The organism is Streptomyces sp. NBC_01320 (assembly GCF_035974375.1).
In the GTDB taxonomy this organism is placed as follows: domain Bacteria; phylum Actinomycetota; class Actinomycetes; order Streptomycetales; family Streptomycetaceae; genus Streptomyces; species Streptomyces yanii.
The window spans coordinates 320,606-345,997 of sequence record NZ_CP108391.1 but is presented as its reverse complement, the minus strand read 5'-3'; the positions used below and the strand labels follow the sequence as shown (position 1 = coordinate 345,997).

1 protein-coding gene (running past one end of the window) is annotated in these 25,392 nt (G+C 69.5%); it reads right to left on the bottom strand.

Annotated features, from left to right (window positions below; all coding sequences use genetic code 11):
* Positions 1 to 475: 475 nt before the first annotated feature.
* Positions 476 to 25,392, bottom strand: the 3' portion of a protein-coding gene (locus OG395_RS56680) for a hypothetical protein (protein ID WP_327249993.1). It continues 54,067 nt past the right edge of the window; the window shows 24,917 of its 78,984 coding nt (coding positions 54,068-78,984); its start codon lies off the right edge, out of view — the gene reads right to left on this strand; it ends in the stop codon at positions 476 to 478.

Here is a 25,392-nt window from a genome sequence, read left to right as displayed (position 1 = left end):
GCGCCCCCAGCGACACTCACTCCCGCGCAGGGAAGCAGCACATCAGCAGACGGCTAAGGCCCTAGGCCCGGCTCCGCGCATCGACTCCGGAGTGCCGTCCGTAGCCGGATCCGTCGAACTGGGCCTGACGACCTCGTTGGCGGTGAACCGCCGGACGCTGTCTGCCACACAGGGATCGGGCCCACACCGATACCCGCTGCTGCGCATCCTAGCGGCCCGGACCACCTACGGGTAAGCGGGATCGGCAGCTCGCCGTGATTTTTTGCCACCTTCACGGTCACAGGCTGACACCGGTAACCAACTCGACGCGCGTCGTGCACGGTTGTGGCGGGCGCTCGCGGGCCAGTTCTGGTAGCTCGGGCCGTCGCATCAACATGTCACTGTCAGCTCTCGAGTCGCGATGGCCAGGTCGGCGCGGGGCGGGGGGTGCAACACCCAAGGCCGGATGCGGCGGATCTCGGCACGGAATGCGCTGTCACGATTCGGTGGGCAAAACACCTCCCGCGTCCGACGGCTCACGGAATGCGGGATGTGACACTGGATTCGAGTCTGGCGCCGCGTATGGGCGATAGGCAGAAGGGCTGTACCAGTCCGTCTGCAGCGCAGGCAGGTATCCGCCCCCTGCCAATACGAGCAGCACGGGCGTTGCCGTCGCGACGCCGAATTCCCTCACCGTCCCTTCACCAGGTCCGGCGAGCACCAGCCGTACCCCGAGCTCTCGGGCCGCCACGAGGGCCGTGATCTCCGCGAGGACCGCATCGGACAGTGCGCCCCTCGCCACGAGCAGCCGGTACCGCTGGATCGGCCGGACTTCAGCGCCGGCCCTCGCCGCGCCGAGCGTCAGCGTGCTTCTCCCTCCCATGAGCACGTCTTCGGTGCGCAGCACACGGCTCACCTCGTATCCGGCGGCTACCAGTTCGTCCAGCGAGAAGCGTTCTTCATCCGCCGGAGTTGGCAGGCCTGCGGGTATGTCGCCGTCCGTGAGGCGCTGGTCGAGCCAGGTTCGCAGGGTGCGTGCCGCCGTGGCGGGCGGCGGCGCCGGGGAGTTGCCGGGTGCCTGGTCCTTTAGTCCTGCCACCGCTCGCAGAGCCTGCGGCGCGTCCAGGCTGAGTGCGTGGAGGAGGGCCGAAACGAATCCGGGTTGATCGCTCGGGGGCGACTGCAGTCGGAAGGTGCGTCCCTCGAACGATACCGTGTCCGGGCCCTCGTGCCGGAAGCGGGGAGCCTCGGGGGGCTGCGGGACCTGTGGCACGGCCTCCTCCGGCTCACGCGCGCCCGCGGGTTCCGTGGCACCGTTAGACCCGGCTGGCCGCGGCTCGTCGTGCCGTGCGGCCGGGTGCTCCTGCGGCTCCGGATCTCCGGGGCGGAAGATCCGCCAGCGTGCTGGTCCGCCGTCCGGGGCCGGGGACATCTCGATCCGCGCGGTTCCGTCGTCCGTAGCGGTCACCCGAAGTGCCCCGCCGGGTTCGATGACGGTCAGCCCGGTTGCAGCTGCGATCCGACGGGCCACTGGGATGGAACGGCCAGCTCCCCTCTCGCCGTTGGTCGACGAGTCCGCTTCCTCCACGTGGCCTGGGCCATCCTTCAGCAGCACGATCACTGCGCCGAGCGGAACGGTCGCCAGGTCGCCGTACGCGCGAAGCAGGGCGCCGGTCTCGCGCTCGTCCACGTCCCGCGTCACGCCGTCGGTCGTGGCGACCGTGATCCGGTGGTCCGCACCGTGCATGGCCAGCCAGTACCGCGTCCGGTCGGCGAGCGGGAGGGGGCGGGTGACGCGCACGGGCTCGCCCGTCTCGCCGGGGCGCTGCTCGACGTACTCGGTCACCTCGTTCAGCCGCTGGTAGATGGCCTCGCGCCGCTGCCAGGCTGCCAGGGGGAATGACGCCGTGCCGATCCGCTTGCCCTCGTCGTCGAGGATGGGACGGACCAGAACGGTCGAGTGCCACGGCACCGCTGGGGCGGGCGCGAGGGCGAGCGCGTCCAGGTGGCCTCGGGGATCGCTCAGGGCCCCTGCCGTCACCAGCTTCAGCGCGGATTCCAGCGCCATCCGGACGACCACCCGCGTGGGCAGCCTGAGCTGTGTGTCCTCCGAGCCCGGGGAAGCGCTGAGGGGTTGGCCGCTGCGCTTCAGCGTCGCGATGAGCCGCAGATCCACCTCGAATGACACCAGGACGGACGGGCTCCGCAGGGTCATCCGTGGTGCGCGTCCGCCCGACGTCCAGGCGGACGAGCCCGTATCCCCGCCGCGGCTTATGCCGCCAGTCACCGCGTGGTCGTGGACGTCGTCGTGGCGGTATCTGGACCAACTGCCGCCGCCGGACCAGCTAACCCCCTCGGAGTCGCCTGAACCGCTGCCGTAGCTCTCGGAGGCGAGGGGGGGCGTTCCAGGTGCGAGCTCGTCGAAGTACTCCCAGTACAGGCGTTCGCCGGTGGCGAGGATCTCGCCCGCGGTGAGCCTGGCGTGCAGGGAGACCCTGAGCTCCTGCCCGCCGCGCGCGCCGAGCACGTACACGTCGGGCAGCCGAGCGCCTGTCTTCGCCAGCATGGGCAGCGACGCCGTCAGCCACTCAGCAGTCAGTGACTCGTCCCTGACGTAGGACTGGGCGGTGCCGGTCGTCGTGAAATCCCGGTAAGCACCCATGTTCCGGGCCATGTCAGCAAGTGCGGCCCGGATCAGCGGCGCGCCTTCCATGCCGGCGACCTGGGCCTCCGGTGAGAGGCGGACGCCGTGCCTCCGCCAGGTCTCCAGCGGCTCCCGCCGCGCCGCAAGCCGCCAACCCGGAGGGACGAGCGGCCGCTCCCGAGCGAGAGCCGCCATGGCCCGAGCATCCGACTCCAGGACGCGGTAGAGGATATAGCGGTCGTCGTGGCCGGTCGTCGGTGCGTCAAGCGACACGGACAGCAGGGGTTCGGCACCCGCGTCCACGTCAGCACCGGGCGCGTACAGGTCGAGCCTGGCGTCGGTCAGCGGGACACGGAACCGGAGGTAATCGGCGTCCGCGGGCGTCACACTCACCGCGTATGCCTGCCGGCTGTGGCTGTCACCATGTGCCGCCGTGTCCAGCGGGGCGAGCCCGACTGAGGCCTGCGGAGCCGTGGCCCCAGCCGTGTCGCCGAGGGGGACCATCGGAAGGACGAATGCGCTGACACCCGAGCCCTTCGTCGTGGATCGCGAAATGGCCTCGTCGAACGAAGCGGTGGTGACGAACGCCATCTCCTGACGGCCCGCCGGTCGGTCCTCGAACGTGCCTGTGCCCCGCCTGACGACGAACCTGGCGACGTAGGCGTCCTGCGAGCCCTTGCGGAACAGCTCGACCGGGACGCCTCCGTCGAGGGCGCTGCCGAGGAGACCCGTGGCGCCGACCGGATCGAGTACGGCCGCGAGGCGCTGCGTGTTCTGCCAGGTGTCCCGCACGACCTGGGCGGGCAGCAGTGCCTCCGCCAGCTTCGTCCCGTGCAGACGCTCCAGTTCCGCGCGGAGCCGTGGCAAGAGGACACCGAAGTCAGGCAGCCTGTCGATACCTCCGGGGCCGAGCGGGCCGGTGCCAGGCAGTTTGAGGCCGGCTGCCGGATCGGCGGGGGGGGCGGCGCTCACGTCGACTGTCGGGACGGCGACCAGGTCGGCGACCGCCGCGGCCTCCCGTGCCCCGTCGGTGGCTTCGGGGGTTGTCTTCGCCGGGTCGCCGTTCTTGATGCGGGCCTGGTCTGCCAGGCGCTGGTCGATCTGCGGGCCGAGCCCGAGGGCGAGCGCCTGCTGTTCGGTGAGCCAGGCCATGACGGACCTGTCGAGTGCCATCCCCTCCGATTCCACCCGCGGGTCACCTCCGCGGACGGATGCCTCGGCGACCATCAACACCTCGAGGTCGCCCTGCACGAGCACGAGCCGGTCGCCGGCTGCACTGAACGTGACCCGCTCGATCGCGCCGGAATTGCTGATCTGCCGCGCGGCCGACCAGCGCGCGCTGTACGAGGCACCCGGCCCGCCAAGCAGCCAGGCCTCGGGAGTCTTTGCCGGAACGTCTCCGGCCCCGAAGACGCTCGCGCCGACGCCCACAGCGACGGCACGCTCCTTGCCGCTGGCGGCGGAGTGCCCGCCGCCTACGCCGGATTGGACCGAAGGAGCTCCGCCCACGTGGACCACGGTCGGGTTGACCACATTGGCACGGATGCCGACCGCGGCTGTGACTCCGTTCCACCGCCGGTCATAACGCAACCCGTCCACGACCCACGCCCCCTTGAGGGCGCGCGGCAGCCCAGCCGCGATCGAGTCCCCGCTCATCTGCTCCTCGAGCGTCAGCGCCGGGTTGAGGCCGGGGGTGGACAGAGCCGTGTCGCCTCTGGCGGCCCGCGCCAGCAACCTGCGGGCGAGATCCTGGATGTGCCCCGGATCTCCAGCCGCCTCCATCACCAGCCATTCGATCAGCCGGCGCTGCCCACCTTCCGGGGGTGCCCACTGCGGGTCGAAGAGCGTGCTGATGCCGGACGCCGGCGGCACGGGCAGCGGACGCGGCGCGGCGGAGGCCCGCAGGTCCTCCCGCGGCGCGCGCGCCGTCATCGACGCGGGGGTGGTCAGGAGCACTGGTGTGGGCGGTATGACCAGCTGTCGGACTCCGTCGCCACCGCCTGGGTCGGTGCTGGCCAACGTGGTCACCTTGGGCACCTGCTGCCCAGGAAGCCCTGGCGTGGTCCAGCGCCGCCATGTGCGCGGCACTTCCACGAAGGTGACGGTCACCTTGAAGCGAAGGCTGCCTTCGAACGCGCTGGCTTTCTGCGAGCCCTCGCTGAAGAAGCCCCGCGACGCGCTCGGACCCGCCTGAGCGCCGCGCGCGGTGTTCTTGGCGACCGTCAGGGCGCCGGCGAGGTACAGGTGCCCGGGGATCGGCTTGACGGAGATCCCGAAGCGCACCGTCGCGCCCTGCCCGACCGCTCCCCCGCTCTGGCCTCCCGTGCTGACCCCCTGTGCTGTCACCACCGCCCAGTCGTCGACGTCGCCCAGGTACGAGGTGGCGTCGTCGACGAGCGTGCCCTCGACACGGATGAGTACTGACTCGGTGACGTTCCAACGCTTTCGTCGCAGCCTGATGGGGATGCCGGTCGTGAGCAGCATGGCCTTGCGAGTGCGCAGGCCCCTTGGGGACAGCGCCTGAGTCAGCGCGCGGTGGTTGTCCCGCTGCCTGGCCAGGTCCTCCTCGGTCTCGAAGAAGCCGGGGGACACGGAGACTTCCCCAAACCGTGGAAGGAACCCGTCCAGTCGTTCGTCAGTCGAGAAGAGCTCCTCGATCCGCTGGACCAGCGGATCGGTGTCCACCCTGCCGAGGGCGGCGCCCGCCCCCCGTGCACCGGCAGGCAGGTGCCGGTCGAAGGCCGGCTTGCGGAACAGCGGGTCCGGCTTCAGGCCGGGCGGTAGCGGCAGGCCGAGCGTCTTGGCCTGGTCGAGCCGCAGACTCATCCAGACGGTCAACTCGTGCTCGCCGGGCCGCGCGCCAGCCTTGGTGCGGGCGCTCAGAGGCGCCGGGGTGGTGCCTTCTACGGTGATCCTCACCTGGGCCTCGTAGAGCACCTTCGCACCGCTGACCTCGGCGCCCTGAGCCACCTGCACCCCGGTGGACCGGGAAACCGCCCGGATGCGCGCGGCCCTCAGGCCAGGTTGGAGGAAGAACCGGGCTCTGGGGCCGCCAGCCATGAGGCCCACGCCGAAGGCGGGACCGGCGGCGACCTCACCGCCGTAGGCTTTGTCGACCTGTGCCCCGTTTTCCTGGCCGAACATCTGGTAGTTCTTCAACTTGGTATAGCCGACCATGGACACCGGGGCGAGTGCGGTGATCCGCGCGCTCATCCGGTATCCGCCCCGGACGCTGTCGCCGCGGCCGGAGAGGTCGGGCGAGTCCGTCCAGCCCTCGAAGGCGGTCGCCAGGGTTCTCAGGACGCTGTCGGGCGAGGTCTGCGCCATGACTGTCGAGCGACCGGATGACCCGGGTGCGGTGAGCGCGGGGTGCAGCACTGAGCTGACGGTGCGGTAGAGGCCGGTGGTCGGCTCGCTCGCGGGCGCGTGATCGTACGCGGCGATCAGCGACAGCGAATCTGCCAGCTCAATCCCGCGGGCCTTCTGGGTGTCGATGGGTTCCGGCCGGTGCTCGGCAGGCCGCTCCCCGTCCTTGACCAGATGCTCGACGGGCACTCGGGCCATGGCCGAGCCGTCACCGTGGAACACTCGGCCCCGGGATACGCCGGCCTTCTGGGCGGTGACCACCCACTGCACCTGCCGGGGTACGTCCACGGTGCCCGAGGAGTACACCGACCTGCGGCTGTCGGCGAAGCCCTGGCTGCTCGTCGTCGTGACCGTTCGCTGGCCGAAGGCGACGTTCACGGCGGCGGTGGCTCCAGCGAGCAGGCCGGGCACGGGCGTGGGGGCAAGGGCGTAGCCCGCACCCCTGACGGCGAAGCCCTGCGAGACCGCGGCGGACCGCGAGCTTCCGAGGGACGTGTTCTGAACGGGCATCACCCCCGCCGAGATCTCTTCGGCGTTGGCGACGGAGGTGATGAGCGGCCGCCTCTCCTTGGGATGGCGGACCATCGCGACCGTTACGTCGTACCAGCCGTCGCCGCCTCGCATATGGAAAGACTTGCCCGCGCCCACGAAGCGTCCGGGCCACTGGTGCAGTTCCTCGGTGATCAGGTCGGGAGCGGCACGGCCGGTCAGCGTGCGGATCGTCGCGTCGACCCAGTCCAGGCCCACCGGGCTGTGGAACTGGGCCGAGCCTGCGGCCCGCATCCGCTCCAGGTAGACGGGCAGCCGCCAGCGCCCTTGCGTCGTCGAGGGGTTCCGGTCGAGGCTGACGGGGAACGAAACGTGTCCCGTCGTGGCTGTGGCGTGGTCTTCACTGGTTCGATCCGCCGGCACGACTTCTTCGATGCGGTTCGGGTCCGTGTCCGTGTCCGTGACCGTGATCTGTGGGAGCAGGGGGATGGTTGCGGTGTGCTGAGAGCGGTGTGCAGGTCCCTCGATCGCCAAGTGCCGTACGGGCTGCCAGACATCCCGCTGAGCGGTCTCCGAGTCCACCGCGGTGGCGCCGGCGAACAGCTGCGGCATGCTCGTCTCCAGGTCGCCGGCGAGCTTCCCGTCCGCGCCGAGCGGAAGCATTGCGTAGAGTGCACGCTCCACCTTGACCCGCACAACTCCGCCCGCGCCCCTGGCGACCAGGACCGAGTCGAAGCTGTAGTAACGGAAGAAGCGGACGCCTTCCCTGTTGTGCTCATCGGTCTCGGCGACCTTGAAGGTGCGCTTCTCGCCCTCCTCGAGCCCGTAGAACTCGAAGGGCGCCCGGTCAAAGGCACGCCCCGCTTGCACGTCGCCGCCGCCCTCCGGCCCGAACGCGAGATACCAGCCGGAACCGCTGTGGTGCTCGGACTTGGGCGCGTAATCGATCTGCTGGTAGCGGCGGGCCTTATACCTCACTTCCTCGCCGGGCAACAGTTGCTGAGCATGTGTCAGTTCCAACCCCAAGGTGACCACCCCGTCACCGACAGGGACTGCATAGTCATGCCGCAGCAACGCACCGAGGTTCGGCCGCAGCATGCCCTCGCTGGTGTAATGGCTGTAGAGAAGCCCCGCCATGGTGCTGGAATCCAAGCCCGGCACGCGCACGACCGTCCGATTACCCAGGTCTGGGGCGGCGCCGTTCGGGAACCGCTTAGACGCGAGCGCGGACCAGTGCTGAACGGCCGCCGCGGCGGGCATCGCCCATGGGTGAAGGTTGTCGATCAGCTCCTTCGGGGCGTTGGGGCGGTGGCTGCTCTGGGGACGCTTCCCGGCTTCGATGGCGCTCTCCCACCGCGCATAGGTTCCGATCGCGGCCGGCTGGCCCGGTGTCAGGGCGGCGACCGCGACCCCGGTCGTCAGATGCCGGGGTACGAGCAGGCGCACTTCACCGGCCAACTGGCTGCCCGAGTCTGCCGAGCTGTCCTCGTACCACGTCCAGCGGCGCTGGTTCTGCCAGAAATCGGCTACGGCGGCGGCGTCGAAAGGCAGGCTCATCGCGAGCAGCATCCGCTTGCCGAGCTTCGCAAGAGCGTCGAGGAAGGCGGGCGGTTCGGTGCTCATCCCGATCTCGATCCGGAAGTCGAGCCCGTGTGTGAACTCGTGGGACGCCTCCTTGCTGGACACCCGGTAGATGTCCTTGACCTCACGAACGTCTTCCGATTCACGGCCCTTTCCGTACCCGTATCCGCCGCCGGCCTCCAGCCCGCCATGGCGATGGCCGGAACCGGCGCGGACTCGGACGTCGAGGCCGCCGCGTAGCCTGTCGGAGACGGAGCGCGAGGCCGAGTCCTCGGTCACGCCCTCGTCCCGCAGCGTCAGCGAGACATCTGGACGCGGCCGGTCCGCGTGGGCAGTCCGGATGTCGGCGGTGACCCGCACCCACAGGTAACGGGTGGTCCCCAGCAGGCCCGGGATCGGCAGCCAGCGGCGCACTCCGGACCCGCGCAGGGCCCGGAGTTGGGACTCCAGACCGCTTGTCGCGTACGTCGCGGTGAGCGAGCGATGCAGCAGATTGGGCCTGCGTTCGCCCTCCGGGCCACCCCGAAGGACGCCGCGCTCCAGCAGCCGTCGCTCGATCTCGGGAAGCACCTGGTCGGCGCGGAGCCTTTCGGTGTGCGCAACGCCTTCCAACATCTCCGGGTGGACCAAGGCCCGGGAGGGCTCAGACTGGCTTGGCTGCTCATCAAGAAGCAGCCACGGGGCCAGATCTTCCATCCGGCGCTGCGGGATCAGCATCTCCAGGGCATTCTCGACGGTCAGGTAGCGGGTCTCCTCGACCATCTTCTTGCCCCACCAGCGCAGGGCGGTGACCTGGAAGACGGCGTCGCTGCGCACGGTGTGGGCGGCCGTCCGGTAAGTGGCCCTGCTGATCTGGATGTCGCCGTATTTGCCGCTCTTACCGGACTCCCAGCGGCGTTCACCACTCGCGAGGAGCAGTGCCGCCGCACGTCCCCCGATGCCGCCCTCGTCGCTGTCGCCGTGCGTGTTCGGCGCGCCGTGTCGCGCGCCGTCGCCGTACTCGTCTCCTGCGCTGGAGGCAGCCTCCGCGCCGAAACGAATCTGTGGGCCGCCCGCGGCCAGCGCACCGAGCCCCTTGCGGGTGCCGTTGCCGGGCCGGTGGTGGCTGGTCGCCTGGAGGTAGTGCTCGATCTCCACATCGCCGCCGATTGTGACCGGCTTGACCGGATTATGCGCGAACAGCCTTATTCGGACAGCCTGCTTGAATCCGTCGCGCACCGGCAGCCCGAACTCGTGGCCATACGGCCCCACCAGGTGAGCGAACTGATTCGCCAGCTCGGCGGGGGTGGCGGCGTGGCGGATCTCAGCGGGCCAGTTGAGCGGGTTGTCGGCCCACGCCCGCGCTTCTCGTACGGGCACCCGATTGACCAGGGCGTGCAGCAGGGCGGCGAGGCGGCTCAGTTGGGGCATGACGAGGAATACCGGGTAAACGCCGGACGATCCGCCGACGGCGAAGTCCACAGCGCGGCGCTCGGGCGCGGGCAGGCTCCCGGCCAGTCGCGAGCGGCGGCCCGCCGACCTGGCTTCCGGCGGAGCGACCGAGGTGGCGGGGACATGCTCGTGCGGGACGGCGACGGCGGCGACGACCTCGTCCGGCTTATCGATCCACCACGTGTAAGCCGGCCCCTCCCGCTCAGGCTCAGGGCGGATCGCCAGCTCGTACACGATGTTGTAAACATGCTCGTCGACGCTTGTCGCTGTTTCGGTGCGCCGATACAGCTTCGCTCCGTTGGACAGTTCGTCCTCACGGGTCCTGCCATAGTCCGCGGACACCTGGAAGGCGCCGGCCTGGATCTTGAACGACTTGCCGATCCCGACCCGTGCGGCGCCGCCGCCGCCGAAGCGCGCGTCCCAGCCCGTCTTTCGGCTCCCAGCCACGGTGGCTCCAGCGGCGGCACGCGCGTTGACGGTCAGGGCATAGCTCTCTCCGGCGATCCGCTCCAGCAGGTGACCGCGCGCGTAAAGCTGGTAGGAGCGCCCGGCGAGCTTGACGCTGTGGGAGATCCCGGAAAGCAGGTGGGACAGGTCGGACTCCAGCGCGGGTCGGCCGAAGAACAGAGCCAGGTCGCGGTCGGTCGACGACCAGTCAGCCTTGGCCCCTGCCCTACCGGCCTGCTCGGCGAGGGCGGCCCGCAACTGGTCGTGGACGAGCTCAGAGCCGGGGAGGTCGGTGAGCATGCCGAAGCCCTGGCCACGGCGCGACGCGAGGGCCAGCGGCTCTCTCGGGTGCGGGACGGGCAGATTGGCGTCCAGACGTGCGGGCCGAACAGTGTTCCGGACCAGAGCGGCTCCGGATTCGCGCAGCAGCGCCCGTACCCAGCGGCCCGACTCAACAAGGCCGGGCAGTTGCGGGCCGCGCGGCGGAACAGGCGCGACGCCGGGACCGGCCGCGGTTTCGGTCTCGATCGCGGCGGTGTGGCGGGCGGCGGCGCCGAAGACGCGCTCCTCGAAGCCCGCAGCCTCCCGCACGGGCACGCCGATCTCCGAATCCACGACGCTCTCCACAGCGGGGATGCGGTGTGTCGTGGACTCGGTGGCCACGGTCACCTTCAACCGAGCCCAGTATCTGGCTTGATCGGATCGCGCGTTGAGCACAGTGTGCACCAGGCCCTGCCGGTGCAGCGAGTGTCCGGAGGAGCGGCTGGTGCCCACGGTCCCTCCCAACAGCGGGTACATAAACATGACCGCACCGGGGTCCGCATCGGCCAGGTTCAGCCCTAGGCCGACGAACGCGCTGGTCCCGCCCGCCTTCTTCTCCTCGTTGGACAGCCCCCCACCGAGGTCGTCGCGGACTGCCACCCCCGGGGTGGTGCCCACGTACTGGGCGGCCTCGATCTCCGCACGGACCGAGAAGTGGCCCTGGAACCTCTTGGTGCGGATGAACCCCGAACGGATCGGGTTGGTGACGTCGCCGGACGTCAGCAGCCACCGGCTGCGGCTGATCACGGTCTTCTCGTTGACCGTGGCCTGCAAACCCTCGACGACCTCGAGAGCGGCACGCGCGGGGAGGCCGCCGGAGCGCAGCCCTCGCTGAACGCCGGCGACGACGGGGGTGATGTCCACGGCATTGAGCGTGAGCCTCGCCTTGGGTGTACGCCTGGGCGAGCTGCTCTGCGGCGCGGCCGGAAGACGCGGCTCCGGGTCACGTGGGCGCGGCGCTCCGGGCGTGGTGTACTCGGACGGCAGTTCGACGCCCAGCGCGCGCGGGGTGATCACGCCGTGTTCGCGCTCCACGCCGTCGATGAACACCCTGACCTTGACATCCGCCTCAAAAGCCGTGCTGCCGGCGATGAACAGCTTCCGTCCGGAGATGACGTTGCGGTTCCATTTCCTGGCCCACTTCTCGGAGGCGCTGCCGCCGAAGTGCGGTGCCCCGAGCAGGACCCACGACACGGCCCGCGACGCCACCTCGATGGCGGTGAACAGGACTGACTGGAAGGCGCGGGTGACCTCGTGCCAGGTCTCGCCACCGCTGCTGGTCGCGGCGAAGGCCACGTTGTAGGAGCGTGCGGCGTCGGGGGCCGTGTCCGTGGCGGGTCGGGGTCGGGTGTCGCGCAGCACGGGGCGCAGCCACACCAGCCGCCCCCCGGCGACCAACATGCGGCCCTTGGCGAGCAGCGTGCCCCAGGTCGCGGGGTCGGTGGTGAGCAGCAGGTCGCGCAGGGCGGCCTCGATGTCGGGGAACAGCGCGGCGTCCGGGTCGTTTGGTCCGGAGCGCAGCCCGTCGATGATCTGCCTTGCCCAGGTGGCGGCCGTCTCGCTGTCGCCCGGGTGGGGCCCGTTCGCGGCGGACTGCGCTGCTTCGACCGCGCGGACGGGTTCGGGCATGTCCGCCCGGTCCACGCTTGCGTGGCCGAGTGCGTCACGGTCCAGATACCAGGGGGCCTCCGGGGCGCCGTCCTGCTCCTGTGCGGCAGGCCGGTCCTCTTCGGCGGGCTGGTCCTGTGCTGTGGGCTGATCCTGTGCGGTGGGCTGATCGGGGCCGGTTTGCCAGCTGCCCGTCGGGGCGGGGTCGACGGAGGCGCTGCTGTCCGGCGGGGGCTCGGGGGCGTCGGTGTCGGGTCCGGTTCCGCCGTTTCCTGGCCCCTGCGGCCGGGGGCTGCCCTTGCCCGAACCGTCGGTGCCGGAGCCGTCGCTGTCGGGACCGGAGGCGTCGGGGCCCTCGTCTGGTGAACCGCCGTCGCCGGGACCCTCGTCTCCGGAACCGTCGGGGCCAGGGCGGCCCTTCTCGCGAACCCAGAGGTGTTCGTAAGTCAGTCCGGTCAGTCGGTCCTGCCGCTGCTCGCGGCGGAGGACGTCCAGCACCACGTCATCCGCGTAGCGCACCTGACCAGAACCAGCGAGGTCCGAGTAAGCAGAGATATCCCTGGCCGAGGAGTCGGCCACCTCCACCAGCACCAGGTGGTGACCTCCAGACCGGGGCCCGTCCGCAGCCATCGCGTCGAGCACTGCTCGCTGGCCGAGCGACACGGGCTGGAACTGGGGAACGCTGACCGCGTCCGGGGCAGCGGCGGCGCCGTTCAGCGAGCCAGGCGCCCAGGTCCCCCACCACACGGGTGCGGCCACGGCCGGAAGCCCGCGCAGCGCCTGCGCCGCCATCGCAAGGTGCGCGGGGATCTGAGTCTGGAGCGTGTCGATGAGCTCGTCGGCGCGCCACAGCAGGGCCGTGACGGCAGGATCCGTCTCGGTAAGCATGCCCTCAACAGCCAGTGCCGCCCTGATCTGCTCAGCCTGGCTCTGGAAGGCAGAGTCCCGCATCAGCAACGCGGGGAATTTCCCGCCGGCGGCAATCCCGCCCAGCACAGCGGAACGGATCTCCTCGGCCAGCATTTCCCGGCCTCGCCCACCGCCGGTAAACCTCGTGTCGAGCAACTGGGAGTCCGAGCCGGCCAACAGAGGCAAGGCAACCGCCTCGTAGCTCGGCAGGCCCTGGCCGTCGGCGGTTGGGAGGGCGACGGGAGCCATGAGTCTCTCGTACGCCGCCAAATGTGGCGGAACCAGCAGGTCGAGCAACTCGCCTGGGTTCAACGAGCGTGGGGCATAGAACCGGTCCGCCCACTCGTACAGGTGCGCGGCGTCGCCAGACACGGCCGCCGAGGCCGCCGCTGGCAGTTCAGCGTGGAACGCTATGTCGGCGTACATCAACACGAAGTACAGCGATGCCGTGTTGTCGGGCAGCAGCCATGCAGTGACCGCGCGCACGAACGCCGCTCTGCCCCTGGCGGGAGTGAACTCAAGGAGCCGACCGTAGGCTTTGAAGAGGTCGTAGGCCAGCCGCTGCTGATCCTCAATGGTGTCGAAGCCGCGCTCGCCACGGTACAGCCCGAACGTCTCGGGGCTCAGCGGCGTCATGCTACTGCGCTGCTCCGGGCTCTCCCCCAGAAGGCCAAACGACACCGCCGTCATCAACTCGTCCAGCGTCACGCCCGAGTTCTCGTCCAGCAGGCGGTTGAACGCGGCCTGATAGTCGAACGTGTCCGGGCGGTCGGGGGCGAGGAACTTCCGGCTAGCCGCCTCCGAGCCGCCCAAGATGTTCCGGTGGGCGTTGAAGATCCAGATGATGACTTCCCTGACGTCCCTGAGTGTGCGCGGGTCGGCGGCGAGCACTCGGCCGAGTGCGTCCTCATACCGCTTGGCCAAGTCCGGCCATTCCGGGGCGGAGTACACGCTGGCCCACGCCGACTGGCGTGCCAGGCTCGTGGGCGACTGACCAGCAGACCCGGTCTGCTCTCCGGGGCGGTGGACCTCCCACATCGGCTTGGGCCCGTAGGGATCCTGGCGCAGCGATAGGCGCAGTTGCCCCTTCTTGTCATCAAAGGCCACCCGCCCGGGCGGTCCATACGCGACGCGGCCGGTGCGGTCAGCTATCTGCTGGATGCCCGTCCCAGCGCCCATGTCGCACGCCTCAAGCACGAGTTCCGTCTCAGGCGGTACCTGCTGATCGCGCAGTACGTTCCAAAGGTAGACGCCCGCCTCGTGGGGGCTGGTCGATCTCCGACCTGCGGGAGAGACGGTGTCGAGGGAAGCGGGAGCGCCGTGCGCGGGGAAGTGGTAGGCGTTCTGGCTCCACGGAAACAGCTCGTTGGGCTCGGTGCTGTAATCAATACCGCCGCCGGGCCGACCCCGATAGATATCGTAACTCCGCAGGTTGACATTGCGGAACGGCCGCCCGATAGCGAGCCAATCTCGCTCGTTGAAACTTGCCTCGCCGATCTGGCGGCCGTCGCTGATGATGGGCCGCGTAATGATCTCCCGCTTCCACAGCTGCCGGTGCAGCGGGGCGGCGACCTCACGGACCCTTATGTAGGCATACGGCTGCCCGCTCGCATCCAGACGCTCCTCCCGCGCGACGACCTCGAAGGTCACTGGCGCGGCATAGCGCACCGTGCCCTCACCCGGAGCACGGGAGAACGGGGAGATGTCACGGCCCGTGGCACTCTCAACCTCCCACACCACCGGGTGGCCACCTGCCCCCGGCGCAAGGGCTTGGGCGCGCGCGGTCTCGAAACGGGTCGTCGCCCCATGGAAGCCCGGCAGGGTGACACGCGCACCCACATGCGAGGTACCCGCCTCCTGGCTACTCCAGTACACGGCAGAAGCGACGGGCGGCATCATGGCCAGCGCCTCGGCTGCCATCTCCCGATGCTCCCCCAGCTCTTCCCCGAGCCCCGCCACCAGCTGCTCGGCGCGTTCCGTCAGCGCTCGTCGAAGTTCGGACAACTGCGGTGCCAGCGTCCGACTGGCCCCCCAAATGGCGGCAGACCACTGTCCCGAGGCGAGCAGTTCCTCAACTTGACCGGTCAGCTCCCGGAACTGCTCGTCGTGTAGAAACAGCAGTGGCAGCAAGGCCCGGATGTCCCTGTCCGGTGCGTGCTCAGCCGCCGCGAAAGCGTCCTCGACCACCATGCGTGCCCGCACTCTCAGCAGCCGCATGCCCTCCTCACCGCGGCCGAACCGTTCGTCGAGAAGCTGGGCATCGGGACCACTCACCAGATACAGCGCGGGAGCATAAGCCGCTTTGGCATTGTAGAGAAGCCGGATATCTTGATTGGCCAACAACCAGTCGTGGCGGGCCTGGCGCCTATCGCGCCAGACACGGTAGAACGGCGGCGGCACCGGCCCGCGGAATCCTTCGACACCCGTCAGGCGGTGCATCTGTGCGATAGCTCCCGCATCAGCGCCTTCGCCGGTGACGTGCGAGGTCAACCACGCCGTCCTGTCCAAGTACATCCGCTGGTGCGGCGGTGTGAGCGGCTCCTGGAACGCTTTTCTTTCGTCGTTGGTGATCCGCTGTTGGACGTCTGGCTTCTGCAGCAGCCCGCGTGGGTCGAGGTTCCCGTTCGCCCAGCCGTGCAGGCCCGCGGCGTCAATCTGGGAAAGGTCGGGTTCGGTCGCGTCCCGCATTCCGGCCTGGTGCGAGGCCTCGAGGATGTCGAACAAAGAGTGTTCGCCCGAGGGCAGCAGCCAGCCCATCAACGCTTGGCGGAACAGCAGCTGATCGCTGTCTGGCACGTTCAGCCACTGATGGGCTGCGACCAGCCACTCGACGTCGGCCGCCGTGCGCCCCCCGACGAGGAAGCCACGCCGGTCACGCATCTCCGCCAGCCAAGCGGCGTCACGCTGCCTCGCCGGCTCGGGGCCGGACGGAATGGCGGATCCGGTGCGGATGCGGCTCCCTCGGTGCCGCGAGGACCACCAACGGCGCATGGTGGCGGGTAGAGCGGTGACGTACCAAGTCACCCGCCGCCATTGCGCCCACGGCCGTTTCTCGCGTTCGCTGAGCAGACTGCGCAGCGTGTAGTCACCGGACGGGTTGGCGTACGCGGCGCTGGCGAATGCCGCCATCAGCTCAGACAAGCTGGCGTCCGAGCTCTGATCCAGCAGCCTGCGCATCGCCCTCCGTGCGTCGGCCTCCTGGTGCTCGGGGAAGAACGCGTGGAGGGCCTTGGCCTTCCCGTGGTGGGAGGCCAGGTACGTGTACAAGCGGTCGACGGCGGCACGCGCATGCTGGATGACCACCGGGTCGGCGGCCAGGACCCGGCCGATCGCCTTCTCGTGCTCCTTGCTGTACTGCTGCCACTGCGGCGTGCCGTAATACGCGACGAAGCGCGGGGTGAACTCCTCTTCCGCGAGGGTCGTTCGCCGCGGCTGAGCGGATTTGGCGTCCGAGGACGAGACGGTGGAGCTTCCGGGAGAGCCCGCGGATGCCTTGGGGCCGTGCGTCGTCCTGAGGAGCACCCCTGCAGCCTCGTCCGCGAGGGTGCGCGGGGCGGGCGGGGCGGGCGGGTTGTGGACCTCGAGGTCGGCGTTACCGGCCTCGATGCCGGTGCGGTCGGTGCTGTCCAGTGCACTTATCCCGGCGGTGGCCTCCGGTTCAGCGGCCCGGTCGAGCTGGAGTTCCTCGGCGGGTGGCGCGACAACCTCGTCCTGAGCGGACGCGTCCTGGCTGGGAGTGGAATTCCAGCCGTGCGTGAGGAACATGGCCGCGGGCACGGTGCCCTGGCCCGAACGGTCGGGTCCGGGGGCGGCGCTGTCGGGTCCGGGGGCGCTGTCAGGTCCGGATGCCTCGGGGCCTTTCGAACCGTGCCCCTCGCCTGGTGAACCGCTGTCTCCGGGACCGCCGTCGCCGGGATCTTCGTCTCCGGGACCGTCGGGGCCTGGGCGGCCCTTCTCGCGAACCAAGAGGTGTTCGTAAGTCAGTCCGGTCAGCTCGTCCTGCCACAGCTCGCGGCGGACGAATTCCAGCACCGCGTCGTCCGCGTAGCGCGCCTGACCCGGAGCAGTGAGGTCCGAGTAGCCGGAGATGTCCCTGGCCGAGGAGTCGGCCACCTCCACCAGCACGAGGTGGTGGTCACCAGTCCGGGGCCTGCCCGCGGCCATGGTGCCGAGCGCCGTTCGCTGGTCGAGCGATACGGGATGGAACTGGGGAACGTCGATCGCGTTCGGGGCGGCGGCGTCACCGTTCAGCGAGCCGGGTACCCAAGTGCCCCACCACACGGGCGCGGCCACGGGCGGAAGCGCGCGCAGCGCCCGCGCCGCCATCGCGAGGTGCGCGGGGATCTCAGCCTGGACGGTGTCGACGAGCTCACCGGCGCGCCACAGCAGAGCCGTGACGGCGGGGTCCGCCTCGGTGAGCGTGCCCCCAGCAGCCAGTGCGGCCCTGATCTGCTCGGCCTGGCTCTGGAAGGAAGAGTCTCTCATCAGCAGCGCGGGGAATGTTGCGCCGTTGGCCATCCCTCTCAGCACGGCGGAGCGGATCTGCACGACCAGCCGCTCACGGCCTCGCGCACTGCCGGTGAACCTCGTGTCGAGCAGCTCGGAGTCCGAGCCGGCCAACAGACGCAAGGCTGCCGCCTCGTGGCTCGGCAGGGCCTGGCCATTGGCAGCCGGGAGGGCAGCTGGAGCCGACAGATTGCCGTATGCCGACAGATGCGGCGGAGCCAACCGGTCAAGCAGCTTGCCCGGGTTCAACGAGCGGGGGGCGTAGACCCGGTCCGCCCACTCGTACAGGTGCGCGGCGTCGGCGGCGACAGCTGCCGATGCCTCCGCTGGCTGATCTGCGCCGAACGCCCGGTCGGCGGCAAACATCACGGCGAACAGCGATGCGGTGTTGTCGGGCAGCAGCCATGCGGTGACCGCGCGCACGAACGCCGCACTGCCGCCGACGGGGGCGTGCCGAAGCTGCTCCCCGTAGGCGGTGAAGAGGGACTCGGAGAGCCCGTTCTCTACGAATATGAGCGTGAAGCCGCGCTCGTCCCGGTGTTCCTCGACGACGTCGGGGTTCAGCGGTTCGGTGGCGCTGCGCAAGTCCGGACTCTTCCCCAGAAGTCCGTGGCTCACCGCCGTCATCAGCTCGTGCAGCGTCACGCGCGAGTTCTCGTCCAGCAGGCGGTTGAAGGCGGCCGGATAGTCGAACGTGTCCGGGGGGCCGGGGGTGAAGAACTTCTTCCTGGCCTCGTCCTGGCCCAACGTGTTCTGGTGGGCGTCGAAGGCCCAGCGGATGACGTTCCTGGCGTCTTCAAGCGTGCGCGGGTCGGCGGCGAGCACGCGGCCGAGCGCGTCCTCGTACCGCCGAGCCAGGCCCGGCCAGGCCGGGGTGGTGTACACCCCGGCCCACGCCGACTGGTCTGCCGGGCCTGTGGTCGGCTGGCCTGCGGACACGGCCCGCTCTCTAGGGCGGCCGACCTGCCATGTCAGCTTGGGCTCGTATGGGCTGTGCCGCAGCCCCAAGCGGAGGCGCCCATTCAGGTCGGCCAATTTCGTTCGGCCGGGTGATCCATAGGCGACGTGGCCAGCGTGGTCGGCTATTCGCTGGATGCCCTGACCGCTGCCCACATAGCACGACTGAAGCACCAACTCCGTCCCAGGCGGCACCTGCTGATCGCGCAGCACGTTGCCCAGGTAGGAACCCACCTCGTCGGAGCTGGCCTGTCGCAGACCCGCGGGCGAGACGGTGAAGAGGTTCCCGCTATGGCCGTGGGCGGCGAAGTGGTGGGCGTTCTCGCCCCACGGAACCGCCTCGGCGTGGTCGCTCCTGTAGTCAGAACCGCCGCCGGGCCGGAACTGGAAGCTGGTGTACGTCTGGACGCTGGGGAGACTCTGGAGCACGGGCCCGAGACGAGCCCATTCCCGCTCGGTGAAGCTGGCCTCACCGATCCGGCGGCCGTCGCTGACGATGGGCCGGGTGATGATCTCCCGCTGCCAATGCTGCCGGGGCAGCGGGTCGGCGACCTCACGGACTCTTACGTAGCCATACGGCCGCCCGCTCGCGTCCAGACGCTCTTCCCGGGCGACGACCTGGAAGGTCACCGGCTTGGCATAGCGGACCGTTCCCTCGCCGGGAACGCGGGAGAACGGGGAGATGTCACGGCCCGTGGAACGCTCCACTTCCCACACCACCGGGTGGCTGCCCGCGCCCCGCCCAAGGGACTGGGCGCGTGCGGTTTCGAAACGGGTCGTCGCCCAGTGGAAGCGCGAAGGTGTGAAACGTGCCCCCTCGGCCGGGATGTCCGCCTCCTGGCTGGTCCAGTAGACGGTGGACGCGACGGGCGGCATCATGCCCAGCGCCTCGGCCGCCATCTCCCGATGCTCCCCCAGCTCTCCCAAGAGCCCTTCGGCCAGCCTCTCGGCGCGCTCCGTCAGCTCCCGCCGGAGCTCTGACAGCTGCGTCCTCGACCCCCCAGGCGTCGCCCGGTCGGCGAGTTCCTCGACCTGCCGGGCCAGCTCCCGGAACTGCGCGTCGCGCAGGAACAGCAGCGGCAGCAAGGACCGGACGTCCATCTCTGACAGACGATCAGCCGCCGCGAAGGCAGCCTCGACCGCCTCGCGCGCCCGCTCCCTCAGCAGCCGTGCACCCTCCTCGCCATGACCGAACCGCTCGTCGAGCAGCCGTGCGTCGGAGCCGCTGACCAGGTACAACGCGGGGACATAAGCCGTCTTGGCGTTCTGGAGAAGCTGGGCGTCGCTGTGGTGGACCAACCAGTCGTGCAGGGCCTCGCGCCTCTCGCGCCAGACAGGGTGGAACCGCGACGGCACAGGCCCGCGGAAACCTTCGACACCAGGCTGGCCGATCATCCGGACAATCGCGTCCGTCCCCGCGCCTTCCCCGGTGACCTCCGGGGTCAACCACCCCGTCCTGCCCAAGTACATCCGCTGGTGCGGCGGGGTGAGCAACTCCTTCTGGAGCGCTTCCCTTTCGTCGGCGGCGATCCGCTGCCGGACGTCTGATGAATCGTGCAGCAGCCCGCGTGGGTCGAGGTTCCCGTCCGCCCAACCGTGCAGGCCCGCAGCGTCGATCCGGGAGAAGTCCGGTTCGGTCGCGTCCCACATTCCGGCCTGGTGCGACGCCTCGAGGATGTCGAACAAAGAGTGTTCGCCCGAGGGCAGCAGCCAGCCCATCAACGTCTGGCGGAACAGCAGCCGATCGCTCTCTGACACGTTCAGCCACTGCTGGGCCTCGATCAGCCACTCGACGTCGGTCGCCGTGCGCGGCCCGACGAGGAGGCCGCGCCGGTCGCGCATCTCCGCCAGCCAAGCGGCGTCACGCTGCCTCGCCGGCTCGGGGCTGGACGGAATGACGGATCCGGTGCGGATACGGCTCCCTCGGTGCCGCGAGGGCCACCAGTTGTGCATGGTGGACGGCAGAGCGGTGACGAACCTGAACGCCCGCCGCCATCGCGACCGCGGCCGACGCTCGCGTGCGCTCAGCAGACTGCTCAGCGTGTAGTCACCGGACGGGTTGGCGTACGCGGCGCTGGCGAATGCCGCCATCAGCTCAGACAAGCTCGCGTCCGAGCTCTGATCCAGCAGCCTGAGCATCGCCGTCCGTGCGTCGGCCTCCTGACGCTCGGGGAAGAACGCGCGGCGGGCCTTGACCTTCCCGTGGTGGGAGGCCAGGTACGTGTACAAGCGGTCGACGGCGGCACGCGCATGCTGGATGACCACCGGGTCGGCGGCCAGAACTCGGCCGATCGCCTTCTCGTGCTCCTCGCTGTACTGCTGCCATTGCGGCGTGCCGTAGTACGCCGTGAAGCGCGGGGCGAACGTCTCCTCCGGGAGGCTCGTGGGCTGCGGTCCGGCCTCGGAGGGGCTCGGGGATACCAGGGCCCCCGGTGCGGTGCCGTCCTCGCCTGATGGTGACTGGTACGGCGGCTCCTCCTGTGGGCGCAGCGGCTCGGCGAACGAGCCCTTGTCAGCAGACGTGTCCTCGGGTGTGTCCGACCGTTCCGAGGTTTCTTCCCCTTCCCACGCCTCGAAGCCGATTTCGGCTTGCTGGGGCAGCATGGCCTGCTCTGAGGGGATGGCCTGGGCGCTGGAGAAGACGATGCGCAGGGCCTGGAGCACCTGGTCATTGCGCGGGTCCTGGGCCTGCGCGGCGAGTCCTTGGAAGTAGGTGTGGAGTGCCGTCCCCTCGGTCAGCGAGTCCCTGATCGCGGATGCGATCGTCTGCGTCTGCTCCCGCTGCGGAGCCACCGAGTACGTACCCGTCGCGTCCTTTACGGCTGCCTCCTGTTCGGCGCGGTAGGCGTGGACCGCGTGCTGCAGGAGCGTCACCTGTTCGGTGGTGATGATGACTTCTGCGGGGTCCCGCATTTGACGCTTCATTTGCCGCACGTCGTTGGGGTCGTAGTCCGCCATCCGCTGGACGGTGTCGTCCTCGCCAAGGATGTCTGTGATCTGTTCCTTCGGCAGGACGTCGGTGAGCCGTTGCATCTCGTCCTGCGTCAGAAGTCGGCCGCCATCCTGAGTGGGGAGCGAGCGCAGCACCGACTGAGCGGTCTCGGCCGCCTGGAGTTCCTCCCAACCCGGGGCATCCTCCAGCTGGGCACCCCACTCGCTCTCGCGGACGATGGCGTCGGTGACGTCCTGAAGCCGGTTGGCGGCGTCCGGGTCGAGGCGGTCGTAGGGCGTGTGGTGGGTGAGCACGGAGAAGAAGGGCCGGCCCAGGAGTTGCACCAGGTTGCTGGTGTTGGCGCCCTCCAGGACGGCGGGCAGGGTACCGAGCTGGTACACCTGTCGGAAGACATCCTGCGGCAGTCGTCCGCCGTCCACGACCAACACCTGGTCCGGTCCGAGACCAGCGATCCGCTCGGCCATATCCCGGTCTCCGAGGTCGGCGTAGACCAGCCAGTCCGCGGTGTGGCGGGGAGCGAAGGACACGGTGGCGTTGCCGAGAGTCAGCACCACCGAGGGCTTGCCCAGATCTGCCACGTGCACCCCGCCGGCCAGCGTGCCCACGGCGGAGGCGCGGCCGGGGGCGGCCACGTTGTGCAGCCCGTAGACCGGCATCAGATCGGCCCGACCGCCGCGAACCGCGTCCGCCAGGGCCCTCAGGCCGTCGCCGCGGGCACCGCCGACCTGCGTGGTGATCAGGGCGTCCAACTCGGGGCCGGTCAAAGTCTGCACGTGGAAGCGATACAGGGCGCTGCCGGGGATCGGCTGGATGTCCGTGCCGTCGTTCTCCAGGTCCTGAACCGTGACCGGGGATTCCGGTCCGGAACGGGTATAGAGCAGACGGTGGGACTCACCCCAGGCATACGGCTTGAGTACGACCGCCCGGTCGGCCCCGACGAAGTCGAGGAAGTCCTTTGCCGTGTCCGGGTCGGAGTCAAGGCGGTCACTCGCGGCCACCAGCACCAGAGAGTTCCCATCGCTCGCGGCGTCGCCCACGGTCTGGGTGGCAAGCTCCGGCTCGCTCGTGCCGAACGTGCCTGTCCGCCAGTCGATCCGCTCCCTCATGGCGGCCGGCACGAGCAGCTGGAGCCGATCGTGCACGCTGCCCGGAGCGATGACGGTGATACGCCCGGAGTAGCCCAGCTCGTGGAGTGAGTCCATCAGCATGGTGGCCGCGGCCTGGTGGCCGAAGTTCGCGGCGTCATCCACGACGACCGTCACCCCAGGAAGCGAGACAAGCCGGTCACGCACCGTCCGCAGCAGCTCCACCTCCTCCGGCGACCGCACAACCCCGCCACCATGCCCCTCCACCTCGTCAAACAGTGCTTGGCGACTCTTCCCGCCCCCGGCCGGGGACCCCCCGGAGCCGGGCGCCGCCCCGAGGAGCATGGAACTGACCGCGTCCGCGAGGTTGCGCGGCTCAGACGGGGCGGTCACGTTCGGGACGTCAGGGTCGGCGTTCCAAGCGTCGTCGCCGACGGCGGGAGTGACAGGAGTGCTGGGAGTCGCAGGAGTGCTGGGAGTGGCGGCCGTGAGGCCCGTAGGGTCGAAGCCGTGCGGCTTGGGCGTGATGTTGAACTCCGCCAGCGCCGCGTCCTCCGTGACGGGCTGGGGGCTCGGTGGGAGGTCGTACCACGCGTCGGGGGTCGGGAACGGGTAGAACTCTTCGTTGTCGTACAGCACGCCGCCGCGTAGATCGGTGGCGATGGCGCGGAAGCCCGTGCCGCTGTAGGTCCTTTCCCACAGCACGTTCCCGTCGCCGTCGGTGAAGGACAGCGCGACGGCGTCGGACTCGGGCTGGTGGACCACGGCGATGATCAGCGGGATCGTGGACTCCGGCACGGTCACCACGAAACGCCTGGTCAGGCCGGACTCGTCTGCAGTCTCTTGGACATGGGCGTTCTCCAGGTCAGGCCAGTGCCGCAGCGAGTCCTGTCGGAACGCCGTGCTGAAGTCCTCGAACGCTGTCTGCGACGGCAGACCGGGCCACTCCTCGCGGATCAACTCTTCGAAACGGTCAGGGTGGATGGCCTCGGCCCGGACCGGGATGATCCTGATGCCGTTCTCCATGCGCGGTTCTCCGGCACGGACGAGCACGGTCGGGGAGAGCGCGACCTCCCACTGGCTCTGGTTGAACGCCGGCGCGTCCGTCTCGGCCGGCTCGTACTGCCCGGGGTAGGCCATGGCGAGCTTGCCGTGATCCGCGGGAACGTCGATCTCGAAGATCACACGGTTGCCTGCGCTCCCGTTGGCCGCCCACACAGCCTGGAAGTCGTAGTTGTTTGACGTGGAGATGGGCAGCCGCTCGACGAACCGGTCAGCCTGCTGGCTCTCCGGATCCATGGACAGGCCGCGGTAGACGGTGACGTCCTTATTGCCCCCTTCGAAGAGCAAATCCCGCGTCACCTCGTGGAAATGACGTACTTTCTCCACCAGCGTGCCGTCAGCCAGGGCGGACGGCTTCACGAAGCCTCCGTATCCCTTCCTCGACGTAAAGGCCCCGCCGACGACGCCGCGCATGAGGTCGGCCACCCGCTTGTCGTTCGCCGCCGCGAGCAGATGCGTTCTGGACAGCTCGACCGAGGCTGCCCAGCGCTCGACCGCTTCTGCGCCCGACCTGGCGGGCAGCGTCGGACGTTCCGTCAGGCGCGCTGTCGCCGCCGCCTCAGCGCGTGGCTGGAACACGCCTGCTCGGTCGTAGACCTGACGCCCCTCCGGGGAGGCGACGACGTACTCCTCGCCCACCTTCACAGGCCAGTGGTGTGCTTCGGCGTCACGAAGCGGCTGGGCCTGGTCGTCTAGCCGGATGAGGGTTTCACCGTCGAACGGCCCGCCAGAGAGAACAACTGTCTCCCCCGTCAGGGACGGTCGCCCGGCAAAGAAGCCCAGGGAGAACGTCCACGTGTGCACGGGGGCGTCCCCTGCCGGGTCGAGCTTGGCCACGCGGATCTGACGCGTACGGCCCTCGGCCGCGGGCTCCACCCGGTACCTGTCCGGATCCATCTCCGCGCCCAGGACCTCCGGCTGCCCGTTTTGAGGTGCGTGAAGCCGCACGCCGTCCTCGCCCGGCAGATCCGCCAGATAACGGGCGTCGGGGCTGTTACCGCCCCTGGGCACGGTCTCCTCGGGGCCTGGCGTTGCACCGAGGAGTACGGCGGCGACCGAGTCCGCGACGGTACTCGGGTTCGACCTGGCGAGCCGGCTCGGAGCGTCGGGGGTGACACCGGTGAGGTCAGTACCGTCCTGGTCGGCGATGGCGTCCGGATCCGCGGACGCCTCCGCGACCCGTCCCGGGGCGGAGTTCCACCCCTGGGCGGGGAACAGAGCCGCGGGCACTTCCCGGGAGGAGGAATCCGCCGCCTGGCCCGTGTCACGCTCTTGGTCCAACGCCTCCTTGTGGTTCTCGGACAGCACTTCCAGGGCGTATTCGTCAGGGAACCTGTCGTAGCCAGCGACGTCCTCGCGCAGTTCGTCCTCGGTCAGCGGGTGGATGTTCCGGTACCGATACAGGTCGTCGACATAGTCGAGGGCCGGATCGTGGCCGGGCAGTTCGTCCAGGGCGAACTGCGCGCCCAGCATCACCTCATGGAAGGTGTGATGCCCCCCTCGGGCCGCTTCCCTCCAGTGCATGAAGGGCAAGGGCAGCAGGCTGCTGAGCACGCCAAGCCTGACCAGCCCGAGATCCAGGTCCAGCCCCCATCGCTCGTTCATCAGCATCGCGACGCGCATAAACCGGTAGGCGGTGCCCGATATCCCCGTCTTGACCAAACCGCCGGTGTCCTCGGACTCCGGGTGCAGATCAGCCCAGAGCGGCATGCTGATCTGGCTGCTCCCGAAGACCCACGGCAGGATCTCCTCGTCACCGATGTGCTCCCGCTCCGCCTCGCTCAGCGGAGGCAGCACGTCGCCCACCGGAATCCCGGTGACCATCCCCTCGGCGGCCTGCGAGTACGCCGCTTCCAGCTCCGACAGATCCGGGATCAGATCCGACCCACCACTTTCCACCGCCCTCAGTGCCGCCCTGTACCGCGCCTCGGCCTCCAAAAAGCGCACCAAGACGTCAGGCTTTCTGGTTCTGGGGTCCTTCCGGATCTGATTCTGATCCTTGATCTTCTGCGGATCGCTTAGCCGACCTTCCCCGAGCAGGTTGGTGATCAGGT